The sequence below is a fragment of the Prauserella isguenensis genome (assembly GCF_014191605.1).
Classification (GTDB): Bacteria; Actinomycetota; Actinomycetes; order Mycobacteriales; family Pseudonocardiaceae; genus Prauserella; species Prauserella isguenensis.
Map to the genome: position 1 here is coordinate 102,240 of NZ_JACHWU010000005.1, position 14,784 is coordinate 117,023.

General features: G+C 72.2%; 15 protein-coding genes and 1 pseudogene. 4 read left to right on the forward strand and 12 right to left on the reverse strand.

Features of this window, described 5'->3' with window-relative positions:
* Positions 1–5: 5 nt before the first annotated feature.
* The 4 genes from tatB to sigE form a co-directional block, all read right to left on the reverse strand.
* Positions 6–497 (reverse strand): Sec-independent protein translocase protein TatB, encoded by a 492-nt coding sequence (tatB, locus tag FHS23_RS18945; protein WP_183657741.1) that lies wholly within the window; start codon positions 495–497, stop codon positions 6–8.
* 46 nt (positions 498–543) lie between these two features.
* Entirely contained in the window at positions 544–2,094 is a 1,551-nt protein-coding gene (locus tag FHS23_RS18950; RefSeq protein WP_183657744.1) for a S1C family serine protease, read from the reverse strand.
* 177 nt (positions 2,095–2,271) lie between these two features.
* A complete protein-coding gene (locus FHS23_RS18955; protein ID WP_183657747.1) occupies positions 2,272–3,015 on the reverse strand; it encodes a zf-HC2 domain-containing protein in 744 nt (247 codons plus the stop codon).
* A complete protein-coding gene (gene sigE / locus FHS23_RS18960; protein WP_183658050.1) occupies positions 3,012–3,551 on the reverse strand; it encodes an RNA polymerase sigma factor SigE in 540 nt (179 codons plus the stop codon). Before sigE ends, FHS23_RS18955 begins: the two co-directional genes overlap by 4 nt.
* A 624-nt stretch (positions 3,552–4,175) precedes the next feature.
* On the opposite strand from sigE, the gene FHS23_RS18965 reads away from it, so the two are divergent.
* Positions 4,176–4,838, forward strand: a complete 663-nt coding sequence (locus FHS23_RS18965) for a class I SAM-dependent methyltransferase (protein ID WP_183657750.1) — start codon at positions 4,176–4,178, stop codon at positions 4,836–4,838.
* Positions 4,839–4,952: 114 nt separating this feature from the next.
* Here FHS23_RS18965 and FHS23_RS18970 read toward each other — a convergent pair whose 3' ends face one another.
* The gene (locus FHS23_RS18970) at positions 4,953–6,086 is read right to left on the reverse strand and encodes an MFS transporter (protein WP_343054113.1); all 1,134 of its coding nucleotides are present in this window, start codon (positions 6,084–6,086) and stop codon (positions 4,953–4,955) included.
* A gap of 166 nt (positions 6,087–6,252) precedes the next feature.
* Between FHS23_RS18970 and FHS23_RS18975 the strand changes: the two genes are divergently transcribed.
* Entirely contained in the window at positions 6,253–7,194 is a 942-nt protein-coding gene (locus FHS23_RS18975) for a LysR family transcriptional regulator (protein WP_183657756.1), read from the forward strand.
* Between the two features lie 22 nt (positions 7,195–7,216).
* Here FHS23_RS18975 and FHS23_RS18980 read toward each other — a convergent pair whose 3' ends face one another.
* Entirely contained in the window at positions 7,217–8,737 is a 1,521-nt protein-coding gene (locus tag FHS23_RS18980) for a leucyl aminopeptidase family protein (RefSeq protein WP_183657759.1), read from the reverse strand.
* Positions 8,738–8,821: 84 nt separating this feature from the next.
* Positions 8,822–8,989 carry a DUF3117 domain-containing protein gene (locus tag FHS23_RS18985; protein ID WP_048807468.1) on the reverse strand — a complete coding sequence of 56 codons (168 nt, stop codon included), beginning with the start codon at positions 8,987–8,989 and terminating at the stop codon, positions 8,822–8,824.
* A gap of 200 nt (positions 8,990–9,189) precedes the next feature.
* Here FHS23_RS18985 and FHS23_RS18990 point away from each other — a divergent pair, with 200 nt between their 5' ends.
* Positions 9,190–9,993, forward strand: a complete 804-nt coding sequence (locus FHS23_RS18990; protein WP_183657762.1) for an enoyl-CoA hydratase-related protein — start codon at positions 9,190–9,192, stop codon at positions 9,991–9,993.
* A 130-nt stretch (positions 9,994–10,123) separates the two neighbouring features.
* Here the strand turns inward: FHS23_RS18990 and FHS23_RS18995 are convergent, their stop codons facing one another.
* Both FHS23_RS18995 and FHS23_RS23345 read right to left on the reverse strand, forming a co-directional pair.
* A complete protein-coding gene (locus tag FHS23_RS18995; RefSeq protein WP_343054088.1) occupies positions 10,124–10,723 on the reverse strand; it encodes a DNA-3-methyladenine glycosylase I in 600 nt (199 codons plus the stop codon).
* A 197-nt stretch (positions 10,724–10,920) separates the two neighbouring features.
* Positions 10,921–11,232: pseudogene (locus FHS23_RS23345) on the reverse strand (DivIVA domain-containing protein); the annotation flags it as partial.
* Positions 11,233–11,308: 76 nt separating this feature from the next.
* Between FHS23_RS23345 and FHS23_RS19005 the strand changes: the two are divergent.
* Complete coding sequence (locus FHS23_RS19005) at positions 11,309–11,983, forward strand: 1-acyl-sn-glycerol-3-phosphate acyltransferase (RefSeq protein WP_183657765.1); 675 nt, start codon at positions 11,309–11,311, stop codon at positions 11,981–11,983.
* A gap of 255 nt (positions 11,984–12,238) precedes the next feature.
* Here the strand turns inward: FHS23_RS19005 and FHS23_RS19010 are convergent, their stop codons facing one another.
* Genes FHS23_RS19010 through dapE form a run of 3 tightly spaced genes read right to left on the reverse strand, consistent with a single transcriptional unit; the run spans position 12,239 to position 14,729 of the window.
* Complete coding sequence (locus tag FHS23_RS19010; protein ID WP_183658056.1) at positions 12,239–12,808, reverse strand: LOG family protein; 570 nt, start codon at positions 12,806–12,808, stop codon at positions 12,239–12,241.
* 2 nt (positions 12,809–12,810) lie between these two features.
* Complete coding sequence (locus tag FHS23_RS19015; RefSeq protein WP_183657767.1) at positions 12,811–13,602, reverse strand: LOG family protein; 792 nt, start codon at positions 13,600–13,602, stop codon at positions 12,811–12,813.
* A gap of 53 nt (positions 13,603–13,655) precedes the next feature.
* Entirely contained in the window at positions 13,656–14,729 is a 1,074-nt protein-coding gene (dapE, locus tag FHS23_RS19020; protein ID WP_183657769.1) for a succinyl-diaminopimelate desuccinylase, read from the reverse strand.
* Positions 14,730–14,784 lie beyond the last annotated feature (55 nt).

Consider the following 14,784-nt stretch of genomic DNA (forward strand, 5'->3'; position numbering starts at 1 on the left):
GAGGGTCAGGTGGCGTCCGGGTCGACCGGGGGCTTCTCACCGGACGTGAGCGGCTCCTGGGCGGGTTTCGCGGTGGAGGGCGCAGCTCCGGCGCCGCCCGCGCCGATACCGCCGACGCCGGCACCGCCCGTGCTGTCGGCTCGCATGTCGCCTGCGTACGGCGTGGTCTGTGCGCCGTCGCCGCCGATGGGGCGGGTGCCGTTGAGGCTGTTCAGCCCCGCGGGATCGGCGTCGCCGTCGAAGAGGTGCTGGGTCACGGCGCGCTTGGGGTCGAAGTTGCGCAGGCCACGCAGGTCCTCGATGGGCTTGCGGAACTCCTCGTACTCGGGGCCCATCTCGTCCTTGAGCTGCTGCCGGGCGCCGGTGGCGAAGTCGCGGACCTTGCGTACCGACCGGCCCATCCACGCCGCCGCCTCCGGCAGTCGCTCGGGGCCCAGGATGAACAGGGCAGCCACGAGCAGCACGAGGATCTCGGACCAGCCAACGCTCTCGAACACCTGGGAACCTCCGCCTCGATCGGCCGCTCCGGCCAAGCCTACAAGGTCAGTCTGAACCCAGGGTGACATCGACGGTAAGGGCTCGTCCCCCACGAACGAGACGTACCGGCACGGTCTCACCGACGTCGTGTTCGCGGACCGCGACGGTGAGCTCGGCGGCGTTGCGCACCTGCCGATGGCCCACCTTCGTGATCACGTCGCCTTCCTTGATGCCGGACTTCGCGGCGGGCCCCTGGCCCCGCACGTTCTGCACCTGAGCGCCCTCGGAGCTGTTGGCCGACACCGACGCGGCGTTGACGCCGATGTCGGCGTGCTGCACCTTGCCGTCTCTGATCAGGTCGTCGGCGATGCGCATGGCCTGGTCGACGGGAATCGCGAAGCCGAGGCCGATGCTGCCGCCCTCGCCTTCGCCCACGGTGCGGATCATCGAGTTGATCCCGACGAGCGCGCCGCGGGAGTCGACGAGTGCGCCGCCCGAGTTGCCCGGGTTGATCGCGGCGTCGGTCTGGATGGCGTCGTAGGTGACGTTCGTGTCGCCGTTCTGTCCGGGGGCGGTGACGGGCCGGTCGACGGCGCTGACGATGCCTTCCGTGACGGTGTTCTCGAGACCGAACGGCGATCCGACGGCCACGACACTGTCGCCCGGGGCGATGTCGGCGGACTTGCCGACCTCGATCACCACCGGGTTGGAGACGTTCACCTTGATGACCGCCAGGTCCGTCTTCGGGTCGGTGCCGACGACCTCGGCGCCGGCGCGGGTGCCGTCGGTGAACACCGCCGTGATCTCGGCGTCCTCGGACTCGGCGGCCTGCGAGACGACGTGATGGTTGGTGAGCACGTAGCCGTCGGAGTCGATCATCACGCCGGAACCGACGCCGCCGTCCTGACCGGACGTGACCTCCAGGGACACGACGGCAGGCGCCACCCGCTTCGCGATCCCGGCGATCGAGCCCGCTGGGCGCTCCTTCGCGGCTTCGGCCTCGGCCACGTTGAGTTCACCGGTGAGCTCGTCGCCGGTACTGGCCACTCCCCAGCCGACGAGGCCGCCCGCCGCGCCGAGCAGCAGCGCGATCACCGCCAGCAGGCCCAGTGCGACGGGCTTGACGCGCCTGCCGAACAGCACCTCGGGCAGGCTCAGCTGCGCGCCCTGGGGTTTCGCGGACTCCTCGTCGGTCTCGTCATCGCCGACGGCGGGCCTGCCGAGCACGGCGGCCGCGCCCGGGTCCCGCCACGGGTCCTCCTCCGAGGCCCACAACGGGTCCTCGTCGCCGCTGTTCGCGGTGGTGTTCACGGCGGTGCCGTCGCTGCCGTCGGGCCGCTGCAACACGACGTCGCGTCCCCCGGAAGGGCGGCCGAACGCCTGCGCCAGCGACTCGGGTGTGGGTGGTGCGAGGACGGGCCCGCCCGCACCGCCGGTCCGATCGCCGTTGCCGGTGACGGCCCCGGGACGGGACAACGCGTCGAAAGAACCCTCCACGCCGCGCGGCCTGCCGAACGCCGACGCGGCCGCCGGGTCCACCGACGGGCGCGCGATGGGGCGCGGGCGGAGCCGCTGCTCGTCGTCGCCCTCGTGAGACGGGTTCGGTGGCTGGCTCATCTTCCCCCGGCATCCGGTTCGTCGCGTGCTCGTGCCTCGCACGGAGAGTACGCGTGCGCGGTGCGTCGGGACGACGCACCATGGGACATCACGACGTGATCCTGCCGCTCCACCGGTGAAGTGGGCGTGGGCCGGTCCCAGGGCCGGGCCGTGATCGGGCCACGGCCACGGGAGGGGTCAGCGGCCGCTGGAGACCGTCGTGAGCGGCGCGCTCGACGCCGCGGGGCCGGTGGCGTCCGCAGGCGCGGTGGAGCGGGCCGCCGTCGGCGTCGACGTGGCCGTGCGTGGCCCCGCCGACCCCTCGCCGCCGAACTGCGCCCGCAGGACGTTCGTGTTCACGTCGCCTCCGCCGGGACGGGGCCGTTCCGGGTCTGCGGCCGTGCCGCCACCGGTCGTCGTCACGAGCGCGAGCGCGCTGAGCACGAGCCCGGACACGACGACGCCCGCACCCTGGGCGGCGCGGCGCCTGCCGTTGCCGGATCCTCCGCCGAGGACGTTGCCGGACTGCCCCAACGGCGTCGAACCGCCGAGCGGAGCGGACGCGCCCAGCGCCTCGGAACCGCCGACGGAACGTCCGCGAAGGCCTGCCACGCGGTCGGGCCGCTGGACGGCGACGAGCTGACCGTCCTCGGTGACCGCGAGATTGTCCGGGGTCTGGTCGAGTTCGGTGTCCTGGGGAATCGAGCGCAGGCTCGCGAGGAAGCCCGCCGACATCGACGGTTCGCTCGCATCGCGCACGGCCGACCGCACCTGCCGCTGCGCATCGACCTCCGCCGCGCACCACGGGCAGTGCGCGAGGTGCTCGGCGGCGCGTTCGGTCGCCCCGGTGGACAGTTCGTTGTCGACGAACGCCACGACCGCGTCCGGCAGCAGGTGCGACTCAGGAAGAGCGAACCCGCCGGACCCGTGGTGACGGCTCATCCCAGCGCCTCCCGCTCACGTGTTGCGGCCGCGCGTTCCAGCGACGCCTTCAGCGCCTGACGGCCACGGTGGATCCTGCTGCGCACGGTCCCGAGCTTAACGCCGAGGGTCGCGCCGATCTCCTCGTACGACAGTCCTTCGACGTCGCACAGCACGACGGCGGCGCGGAACTCCGGCGGCAACTCGGCCAGCGCGGTCTGCAGATCGGGGTCGAGGTGGGTCTCGGAGAAGACCTGCTCGGGGCTCGGATCGTCGCCCACGATGCGGTCCGTGTCCTCGGGGAGGCCCTCCATGCGCACGCGCGAGCGTCGGCGGGCCATGTCGAGGAACAGGTTCGTGGTGATGCGGTGCAGCCAGCCCTCGAACGTGCCGGGCTTGTACGACGCGAGGGAGCGGAACACGCGGATGAACGTCTCCTGCGTGAGGTCCTCGGCGTCGTGGGCGTTGCCCGACAGGCGGTATGCCAGCCGGTACACCCGGTCGGCGTGTTCGCGGACGACCTCGTCCCACGTGGGCGGGGTCCAGGTCGCCGCCACGTCGTCACCGGGCGACGCGGGGTCGCCGGCTGCCGCAGTGTCGCCGGGCGACGGCGTGGATCCGCCTGCCGACACGGTGGAGTCCGGTGACGCGGTGAGCGTGGACCTCGCGTTCACGGACCTGTCCGGGCCCGCAGTGGACACGGCGGACACGGAACGGTCGGCGACCGCCACACTCGCCTGCTCGGCTGCGGGTTGCGTCGTGCTGCTCTGTGACAGCTGAGGCACCTCCATCGACCTGATCCCCTTCGTTAGCCGTTCAACGTCCGGCGCGATCCCCGTGTTCCCGCCGGACCCGTATTTCCCTCGTGAGGGCCGCCCGCCGTCCGGAGGCGGGCTGTCGCTCGTGGCTGACACTTCCTGTGGATGAGACGCAGTCTCGTCGCTCTCCTTACGGATTCGATGAGGTGCGGCTGAGAATGGCCTGAGAACCTGGGCGGGCCCACTCGCGCCCCTCGCGACGCCGCGGCGCCGTGTGGGCGTGACGGGGCCGTGCGGGCGTGACGGCGCCGTGGCCCAGTGGCGGCGTGGCGGAGTGGCGGCGTGGCGCAATGGCACAGCGGCGGCGTGGCTGCCGGGCCGTGGTCGTCCGACCTGCTCGTGCCGCGCGCTAACCTTTCGCGCGTGACCTCGGAAACCGATCCCACTGCGGCGCTCGCCGACGCCGTCAGCGGGTTCGTCGACGGCTTCGCGGCCGAAGACGACGTGATCACCGCGGCTCGCGGGCGCGCCCGCGAGCTCGACTGCCCGGCGGTGTCACCCGGCACGGGCGCCGCGCTGGGGTTCCTGGCCACGACGGTGCAGGCCAGGTCCGTCGTCGAGATCGGGACCGGTACCGGGGTCAGCGGGCTGCACCTGCTGCGGGGCATGGCGCCCGACGGGGTGCTGACCACCATCGACTGGGAGCCCGAGTTCCACCGGGCCGCACGCCGCGTGTTCACGTCCGCCGGATACCCGTCGGGCCGGGTGCGCCCCATCACGGGCAGGGCTCTCGACGTGCTGTCCCGGCTGACCTCGGGGGGCTACGACCTCGTGTTCGCCGACGCCACGCTCGTCGAGTACCCGGGTTACTTCGACCAGGGCGTGCAGCTGCTGCGGCCCGGCGGGGTGATCGTCCTCCACAACGTCCTCGCGGACCTGCACATCGGCGACCACGGCAGGCGCAGTCCGGAGCTGCTCGCGCTCCGCGACGTCGCCAGGGCGATGCGCGACGACGACCGGCTCCGCCCCGCCGTACTGCCCCTCGGCGGGGGCCTGCTGGCGGCCGCCGTCGTCAGCCCCACCTGACCGGCGTCACGGCACCATGGGCTGTGTCCGTTGCCCACAGGCACCCTGGGGACAACGGACACAGTCACGCGTCTGCGTGCCCCGGGGGCATCGGTCCGGCACGTACGCGGCCGGTCAGGCGCGGCGGGCCGACAGGATCGCCAGGATGCCGACCGCGAGGGCGCCCGCCACGGCGACCACGAGCCAGGCCCAGCCCGCGTGGCCGTACAGCACCGCGCCGGCCGCCCCTCCGATGCTGCTGCCGAGGTAGTAGCAGGCGTTGTAGAGCCCGCCCGCCTGTCCGCGCCCCGCGGGCGGGGCCTCGGCGGCGGCCCAGCCGCTGGCGACCGAGTGCGCGGTGAAGAACCCCAGGGTGAGCACGAGGAAGCCCGCCGCGACGAGCGGGACGGAATCCGGCAAGGTCAGCACCGCACCGGCGATCGTCAGCGCGAGGCCGGTGCACGCCGTGCGCACGCGCCCGAATCGCGCGACCAGCCGTCCCGCCCTGCTCGAGGCGACCGCACCGCCCGCGTAAGCGACGAACACCAGCGACGCGGTCGCCGGGTGCAGGCCGAGATCACCGGTGAGGCGGAACCCGGCGACGTTGTACAGCGCGACGAACGACCCCATCGCGACCATCGCCACGACGTACTGCGCGAGCAGGACACGGTCCGATGCCGCGGCGAGGAGTCCGCGGCCGACGTCGCGGAGCTTCGGCCTCGTGGCACGTTTCGGCAGGCCGGGCAGGAACGCCGCCGTGACCAGGGCGCACACCAGGCCGATCCCGCCGACGACGGCGAGTGCGCCGTGCCAGCCGAATGCGTCGGTGGTGAATCCCGCGCTGAGTCGTCCGGACAGTCCGCCGAGCGTGTTGCCCGCGACCATCGCCCCGACGGCGCCCGCCACGCCCGCGGCACCGAGACGTTCGGCCAGGTATGCGGCCGCCACCCCGGGGAATCCGGCGATGGCCACGCCCTGCAGCACCCGCATCACCAGCAACGCGTCGAAGGTCGGCGCGAGCGGCAGCAGCAGTCCCAGCACGGCCGAGACCAGCACCGACGCGACGATGACGGGTTTGCGCCCGACGATCTCCGACAGCACCGCGAGTGGCAGCACGGCCACGGCCAGCGACCCCGTGGCCACACTGATCGCCAGCGAGGCGCGGCCGGGGTCGAGCGCGAACTCCTCGGCGAGCTGCGGCAGCAGCGGCTGCGGCGCGTAGAGCAGCGCGAACGAGCACAGCCCCGCCGCGGTCACCGCCAGCGTCACCCGCCGCGCCGGCACCGCGGCCGGGGCTGTGGGTGATGCCGCGGGAGTCGCGGTGGCCCCGGGGCGGGAGCCGGCGGGTGCCGACGAACGAACGGACATGGTTTCCGACGCTAAGCACCCCGGACCGATACGTCTAATGCACACATGACGCACAATCGATTCTGTGATGCATGAATCCGAGGATGCGCGGGTCACGGCCGAGCTGGCACCGCACGTGGCGCTGCTGCGGGTGCTGAAGGTCACCGGGAACCTCACCCGCGCGGCCGCCGAGCTGGGCGTACCGCAGCCCACGGCGAGCAGACGACTGGCGGCGCTGAGCGACCTGCTGGGCACTCCCGTGGCCGAACCCGACGGCCGCGGCATCCGACTCACCCGCGCGGGCACGCTGCTCGCCGACGCCGCCGGACGCGCCCAGGACGAACTGGCCCACGGCGTCCGCAGGCTGCGTGAGGAGGTCGATCCCGAACGCGGGCACGTCACACTCGGCTTCCTGCACCTGCTCGGCCGTTCCCTCGTGCCGGGCCTGGTGAGCGAGTTCCGCAGGCTGCGCCCGCACACCCGGTTCACGCTGGTCCAGGGGTCACGGCAGGACATCGTCGGCAGGCTCGCCTCGGGCGAGCTGGACCTCGCACTGGTCGCGCCACCCGCCGACGGCCCCGGACTCGACTCGCTGCCGCTGACCGAGCAGGAGCTGTTCGTCGCCGTACCGCAGGGACACCGCCTCGCGGGCAGGCCGCACGTCCACCTCGCCGAGCTCGAACGCGAGGTCTTCGTGATGCTCGAACACGGGTACGGCCTCCGGCAGATCACCGACGACCTGTGCGCGCGGGAGGGATTCGAACCGGTCGTGGCCTTCGAAGGCCAGGAGTCGGAGACCGTGCGCGGACTCGTCGCGTCGGGACTCGGCGTGACCCTGCTGCCGAAATTCGAACCGGGCACCCCGGCAGGAGTCGTCGAGGTGCCGTTACGGCCGCGGGTGACCAGGACCGTCGGACTGTCGTGGCACGGCGACCGCCCGCTGCCACCGGTAGTGGCGGCCTTCCGGGACCACGTGCGCGGACGCGCCCCACTGCCGCCCGCCGCCCAGGGCGGGCACGCTCACGGCTAGGACGGTCCGGGAGTAGGACGGTTCAGGAGTAGGACGCGGCGAGTTCGACGAGTGTGCGGGCCCCGAAACCGGTGCCGCCGGGCACGATCTCGTCGTAGGTCTTCTCCGCCCGCGCAGGCCCCGCGATGTCCAGGTGCGCCCACGGCAGCCCGCCCGCGAACTCGCGCAGGAACAGCGCCGCCGTGACCGCGCCCGGGCCGGGCGCCGCCTGCTTGACGTCGGCGATCTCGCTGCGCACGTCGCCCATGTGGTCCTCGAGCAGCGGCATCCGCCACCACTGTTCCCCCGCCCGGTCACCGGCCGCGCACACGCTCTCGGCCAGCGCGTCGTCGGTGGCGAACACGCCGCCGGTGCGCAGGCCCAACGCGACCTTCATGGCACCGGTGAGCGTCGCGACGTCGACGACCGCGTCGGGGCGGAAGCGCTGGATGCCGTAGCCGAGCGCGTCGGCGAGCACCATGCGGCCCTCGGCATCGGTGTTGCCGACCTCGCTGGTGCGGCCGCCGTAGTGGCGCACGATGTCACCGGGCCGGTAGGCCGAGCCCGACACGTGGTTCTCGGCCGACGGCACGAGCGCGGTGACCTTCACGGGCAGGCGCAGCGCGGCGATGGCGCGCATGGCGGCGATGACGGCGCCACCCGCCGCCATGTCGGTGCGCATCAGATGCATGCCCGCGGCGGGTTTGATCGAGATCCCGCCGGTGTCGAACGTGATGCCCTTGCCGACCAGCAACAGGTGCGACGTCGCACCGCGCGGCCGGTAGGCGAGCTCGATGAGCCGCGGCGGGCTGACCGAGCCGCCGCCCACGGCGAGCATCCCGCCGAAGTTCTGCTCGGCGAGCCACGTCTCGTCGCGGACGGTCGCGGTGAGGCCGCGGGTCTGTTCGGCGACGCTGGCGGCCACGTCCGCCAGCCACGCCGGGTTCTTGACGTTCGACGGCGCGTTGGCCAGGTCGCGTGCCAGCGCCGATGCCGCGGCCACCTCACGGGCGCGGGCGACGGCGGCGGCCACCTCCTCGTCCGGCTCACCGTCGAAGCGCACCGCGGTGACGGCCGGCTTCGGCTTCTCCCCCGTCACGCGGAAGCGGTAGGCGCCCAGCACGACACCCGTCGTGAACGCGGCGGCCTGCTCGGCGTCGACCCCGGCCGGCAGCCGCACCGCCACGTGGGTCGGCGCGCGCCTGCCCGCGTCGGACTCGGCCTCGGCCAGCCCGCAGGCGGACCTCACCAGCGCCGCACCCGCCGACCGGTACTGCGCGGGTTCGCCGTCGCCGACGCCGACGAACCACGTCGGCACCGCACCGTCGCCGGTGGTCTCGGCACCCGGAGTCCCGCCGAGAGCCTTCACCGGGACGTCGACGACCTCGCCCGCTTTGCCCGTGATCTGCAGGTCCGCGGCCGTCCCGGCGTGCGGTGACCCGGCCTCGGACAGGGCGTCGGGACCGGCGTGGACGACGGCGAGCCGCTCGCCTCGCCGGGCGGCACCGCCTGCCTCCACCTCGACGATCGGACTCGGTACGGGCGGCAGGACGGCACGCGCCATGTGAGACCCTCCAGGCACAAGAAGATCAGCCGGTCGGGCTCGGGCAACCGCCCGACCGGCGGTGGGGACAACGGGAACGGCGGACTAGCTCGTGGCCTCCTGAAGGGCCGCGCCGAGGTCCTTGGCCTCCTCGGCCGTCAGCTCGACGACGAGGCGCCCGCCGCCTTCCAGCGGTACACGCATCACGAGGCCCCGTCCCTCCTTAGCAACCTCGAGGGGACCATCTCCGGTCCGGGGCTTCATGGCCGCCATAGCGTGCTCCCTCCATCTTCAGCCAGCACCCGGCTCGCGTTCGCGTCATGCTCCGGGTCAAGCACCTCACCCACCATTGTCCCCCATAGACAGTTTGCGGCGAACGGCGGACCGATCTTAACGCCGGAGCATAGGCGCTGGTATGCGCTTCACAGGACTGACAGACTCGCGGCCGACACGACGATTCGGAGGGCTTTCCCGTGACGACAGACGACGTTCTGCAGGTGACCGACAGTGGCGAGGGCGCCGGGGTGCGGACGCTGACACTCAACCGTCCGCAGGCGTACAACGCTTTGACGGTCGAGCTGAAGGAGCGCCTGCTAACCGCGCTGCGTGAGGCTGCCGGCGACGACGGCGTGCGCGCGGTCGTGCTCACCGGCGCGGGCAAGGCGTTCTGCGCGGGCCAGGACCTGAAGGAACACGTCGGCCTGCTGCAGTCCGGCGACGACGCCCCGCTGCGCACGGTCGCCGACCACTACAACCCGCTCATCGAGACGATCACCGGCATGGCCAAGCCCGTGATCGCCGGAGTGAACGGACCGGCGGCGGGCGCGGGCGCGGCGCTGGCGTACGCCTCCGATCTGCGGATCGCGGCCGGGTCGGCGAACTTCCTCATGGCGTTCGCGAACGTCGGGCTCGGGCCGGACAGCGGCGCGTCGTGGACATTGCAGCGTCTCGTCGGCCACGGCCGCGCACAGGAACTGATGATGCTCGCCCGCACGGTCGACTCCACGGAGGCGTTGCGTATCGGGCTGGTCGGCGAGGTCGTCGCCGACGACGAACTGGCGGGCCGGGTCCACGAGGTCGCCCTGAAGCTGGCCGCGGGCCCCACGGTCGCCTACGCCAAGATCAAGTCCACGCTCGCGACGGCTGCCGAAAGCACCCTCTCGGAGGCGCTCGCCGCCGAGGACGCGGCGCAGACCGAGCTCGGCGGCACCGCCGACCACGCCGAGGCCGTCGACGCCTTCGTCAACAAGCGCAAGCCCGTCTTCACCGGCAAGTAGCGCCTCCCGACCCGTGACGCGCCGTGTTGCAGGTTCCGGGGCCCGTGTTGCGCATCCCGGGGCCGGCAACCTCGTCGACACGTCGGGGCGGGACCGCGCCGCTCACGGGCGTCACGGGTCGGACCGCCGGTCACACCGCGCGGTGGCAGCCCGCGACATGGTCGTCGACCATGCCCGTGGCCTGCATCATCGCGTAGCAGGTCGTCGGCCCGACGAACGTGAACCCGCGCTTCTTCAACGTCCTGGCCATCGCGGTCGACTCGGGCGTCACCGCGGGCACGTCGGCCATCGTCACCGGACGCTCCCGGGGGTCCGGGGCGAACGACCACAACAGGTCGTCCAGCGGGGTCTCCAGCTCGGCGATCGCGCGCGCGTTGCCGATCGTGGCGTGGATTTTCGCGCGGTTGCGGACGATGCGCGCGTCGTCGAGCAGCCGGGCGACGTCGTCGCCGGTGAACGTCGCGACGGCGTTCGGGGCGAACCCGGCGAACGCATCGCGGAACGCCTCCCGCTTGCGCAGGATCGTCAGCCACGACAGGCCGGACTGGAACGCCTCGAGCGACAGCCGTTCGAACAGCGCCGTCTCCCCGCGCAGCGGGACGCCCCACTCGATGTCGTGGTATTCCGCGTAGTCGGGGGCGGTGTTGCCCCACGAACAGCGGGTCACTCCGTCGGGGCCGGTCAGCTCGTTGCCGCCGGTCAGGGCTCGTTCGCTCTCGCCCGTCGTCACCGCTGCGCCCTGTTCACGCCCTGCGCCCTGTTCATGCCCTGTGCCCTGTTCACGCCCTGTGCCCCGTTCCTGCCCGCGGCGCCGCTGCCGTCCGGCGCACCGCCTTCCACAGCACCGCCTTCCACAGCGCCACCGTCCACAGCGCCGCCGTCCTGTGCCGCGTCGCCGTCTCGCTCGCCGGGGTACTCACCGCCCCGTTCGGCACGGGCTGCGCGCGCGTCGAGTTCGGTCTCCAGGTCGGCGATCCGCCCGCGCAGGCTGTCGATCTCACCACCGAGCCGGGCGATCACCCAGTCCACCTCGGACATCTTGTAGCCGCGGGCGGTGAGCTGGAACTTCACCGCCGCCACATCGTCGCCCGTGATGTCCTCGGCGGGCAGTCTCGTCGGCGACGCACCCTGCGCGAGCGGCGCGAGCTGCTCACCGCGGCCGAACACGAGCGCGGCGAGCAGGAACACGACCGCCGCCACGAGCAGCATGACGAGCAGGTAGATGAGCGCGGTGGTCACACGCCGATCGTGGCACAGGCCCACATCGCTCGCGCGGACGTCACACCGGTTTGCCGGGCCGTGAGATGCTGGAGGGGTGCTGCACCTGTTGATCCGCCGCGGAGTCGCCCCTCTGGCCAGGATGTTGTGGCGGCCGGACGTCCGCGGCGCCGAGAACGTGCCGTCCGACGGCCCCGTGATCTTCGCGTCGAACCACCGCTCGGCCATCGACACGGCCGTGATCCCGTTCGTCGCGCCGCGCCCCGTGGCGTTCCTCGGCAAGGCCGAGTACTTCCAGGGCACGAGCCCGAAGGACCGGCTGCGGGCGGCGTTCCTGTCGGCGCTGGGTTACGTACCGGTGGAGCGCGGCAACGCCGCGGCCGGACTCGCCGCGCTCGGTGCCGCGCAGAAGGTGCTCGGCTCCGGCGGCGCGTTCGGCATCTACCCCGAGGGCACGCGTTCCCTGGACGGCAAACTGCACCGCGGGCACACCGGCGTCGCGGCGCTCGCGCTCGCGACGCGCGCACCGGTCGTACCGGTCGCCCTGTCCGGCACCGAGGACCTGCTTCCCGTCGGGAAGAAACTCCCGCGGCCCGCAAAAGTCACGGTACGGTTCGGCGAACCGCTCGACTTCTCCCGCTACGACGGGCTGGCCGCCTCGCCGCCGATCCGCCGTGCAGTCACCGACGAGGTCATGTACTCGATCCTCGAACTGTCCGGCCAGGAGTACGTCGACGCGTATCACAAGCGCCCCGAAGGCGACGCCGCCTGACCCACATCAGGTGTCCTGCGTTCCGCACCGCGTGTCCTGGACTCGTGCATCGCCCGGCCACCGCCCGCGAGACGACGCACCTGCCCGCACGCCCGCCGAAACGGCCACGGAAAGAACCACCGAACAACCACAATGGACACTGCGGAAACACAGGGACATTGCGGAAACACGTCGCGCCGGAGTCGATTCGCGACCCGGGTCGCGCCGCACGCACGCGACCCGGCCCACCCCGCACGGCGTCGCGGGCGGAGAGGGTCAGACGTCCCACTTGTCGACGCTGATCCCGGTGTGCCGGGAGAACACCTCGAGCAGGTTCTCCGGGTCGGCGTCGAGCTGCACCAATTCGCGACTCGGCGTGTTGAGGAAGCCGGAATCCACCATGTGGTCGAGGAACTCGCCGAGTTTGCGGTAGTACCCGGCCACATCGACGATGCCGACCGGTTTCGCGTGCAGCCCGAGCTGGGCCCACGTCCAGATCTCGAACAGTTCCTCGAGCGTGCCGATGCCGCCGGGCAGCGCGAGGAACGCGTCCGACAGCGACGCCATCGTGGCCTTCCGCTCGTGCATGTCCTCGACGATCCTCAGTTCGGTGACGCCGTGGTGCGCGACCTCGGCGCGCACGAGGTGCTCGGGGATCACGCCGATCACCTCGCCGCCCGCATCGAGGGCGGCGTCGGCCACCGTGCCCATCAGTCCGACGTCGCCGCCGCCGTAGACGAGACCGATCCCCCGGCCGGCCAGCAGCTTGCCGACCGCCGACGCGACCTCGGTGTACACGGGGTCGCCGCCCGCCGACGAGCCGCAGAATACGCAGATCCGCCGCAGCACTAGTGCGTGTCCTCCCAAGCCTGGTACGAGTCCTGCACGACCTTCACCGCGTCGTCGACGTCGTCGGTGAGGTAGAGCAGGTCGGCGTCGTGTTCGCCGATCTTCCCGCTGCCGAGCACGGTGTCGCGGATCCAGTTGTACAGCCCGCCCCAGTAGTCGCTGCCGAACAGCACCACGGGGAACTTCGTGACCTTCTTCGTCTGCACCAGCGTCAGCGCCTCGAACAGTTCGTCCAGGGTGCCGAACCCGCCGGGCAGGCAGATGAACGCCTGCGAATACTTGATGAACATCGTCTTGCGGGCGAAGAAGTACCGGAAGTTCACGCCCAGGTCGACCCACGGGTTCAGGCCCTGCTCGAACGGCAACTCGATGCCCAGGCCGATCGACAGCCCACCCGCCTCGGACGCGCCACGGTTGACGGCTTCCATCGCCCCGGGGCCGCCGCCGGTGATCGCGGCGAAACCGGACCGCGCCAGTTGCGCGCCGATCTCCACGCCCACGGCGTACTCCGGCGACCCACGGTCCGTACGCGCGGAGCCGAACACGGTCACGGCGCGCGGCACCTCGGCGAGCGCGCCGAAGCCCTCGACGAACTCCGCCTGGATCCGCAGCACGCGCCACGGGTCGGTATGCACCCAGTCACTCGGCCCGCGCGAGTCGAGCAGGCGCTGATCCGTGGTCGAACCGGGGCCGGTCTTCTGTTCGCGCCGCAGCACGATGGGCCCGCGGAACGCTTCGGAGGGGTGTTCGTTCTCGCCCGAGTCACCGGGGTTGTTCACGACGTCGCTCACACGTCAAAGCGTACGAGGCGTCACGTGTGCGCTCCGTTCGGGCGATCCGTCCGTCAGCCGCCGGTGAGGAACCGTCGCAGCACGTCTGCGTGCCGCGTGATGTCGGCGACCGCGACCTGTTCGGCCTGCGTGTGCGCGAACGTCGGGTCGCCCGGGCCGAAGTTGACCGCGGGCATGCCGAGCGCCGAGAAGCGGGCGACGTCGGTCCAACCGAGCTTCGCGGTCGCCGTGCCGCCCGCAGCCGCGACGAGCTCCTTCGCGGCCGGTTCCGACAGGCCGGGCCGAGCGCTCGGCGAGACGTCGACGACCGTCACCTCGTAGCCGTCGAACACCTCGCGCAGGTGCGCTTCGGCCTCCTCGGCGGTGCGGTCCGGGGCGAACCGGTGGTTGACGCCGAGCACCGCGGAGTCCGGGACCACGTTGCCCGCCACACCGCCGCCGATGCGCACGGCCTGCAACCCTTCGCGGTAGGTCAGCCCGTCGATGTCGACCACGCGCGGTTCGTACGCCTCGAGCCTGCGCAGCGGTTCGCCGAGCGCGTGCACGGCATTGACGCCCATCCACGCGCGTGCGGTGTGCGCCCGTGCTCCCTCGGTCGTCACCTCGATGCGCATCGTGCCCTGGCATCCCGCCTCGATCGACGCGTTCGACGGCTCCCCCACGATCGCCAGGTCGCCCCGCAGCCACTCGGGCACCTCCCGCTCGATGCGGCCGAGGCCGTTGCGGCTGGCGTCGATCTCCTCGCAGTCGTAGAACACGAACGTGACGTCGCGCTCCGGCTCGGGGACGGTCGCGGCGAGATGCAGGAACACCGCGTCGCCGCCCTTCATGTCGACGGTGCCCAGCCCGTACATCGTCGCGCCGTCGGCACTGCGGCTGCTGGGCATGTTCGCGTTCTCCGGAACCGTGTCGAGGTGCCCGGCGAGCACGACCCGCGACGGCCTGCCGAGGTCGGTCCTGGCCAGCACGGCGTCGCCGTTGCGGACGACCTCGAGGTGCGGCGCCTGACTGCGCAGCGCGGCCTCGACCGTGTCGGCGATCGCCCGCTCATGGGTCGACTCGGACGGGATGTCCACCAGCGCGGCGGTCAGGTCGACGGGATCGGCGTGCAGATCGAGCGTGGCCATGGAGACCACACTAGCCGCGCGCCGGTGCTCCGACGGTGGGCGGTCGGCACGCACC

Coding starts and splice junctions, on each gene's coding strand:
- FHS23_RS18975 (WP_183657756.1), top strand. CDS start 6,253: ATGCATGAATCCGAGGATGCGCGGGTCACGGCCGAGCTGGCACCGCAC.
- FHS23_RS18955 (WP_183657747.1), bottom strand. CDS start 3,015: ATGAGCCGTCACCACGGGTCCGGCGGGTTCGCTCTTCCTGAGTCGCAC.
- FHS23_RS18950 (WP_183657744.1), bottom strand. CDS start 2,094: ATGAGCCAGCCACCGAACCCGTCTCACGAGGGCGACGACGAGCAGCGG.
- FHS23_RS18985 (WP_048807468.1), bottom strand. CDS start 8,989: ATGGCGGCCATGAAGCCCCGGACCGGAGATGGTCCCCTCGAGGTTGCT.
- FHS23_RS18980 (WP_183657759.1), bottom strand. CDS start 8,737: ATGGCGCGTGCCGTCCTGCCGCCCGTACCGAGTCCGATCGTCGAGGTG.
- dapE (WP_183657769.1), bottom strand. CDS start 14,729: ATGGCCACGCTCGATCTGCACGCCGATCCCGTCGACCTGACCGCCGCG.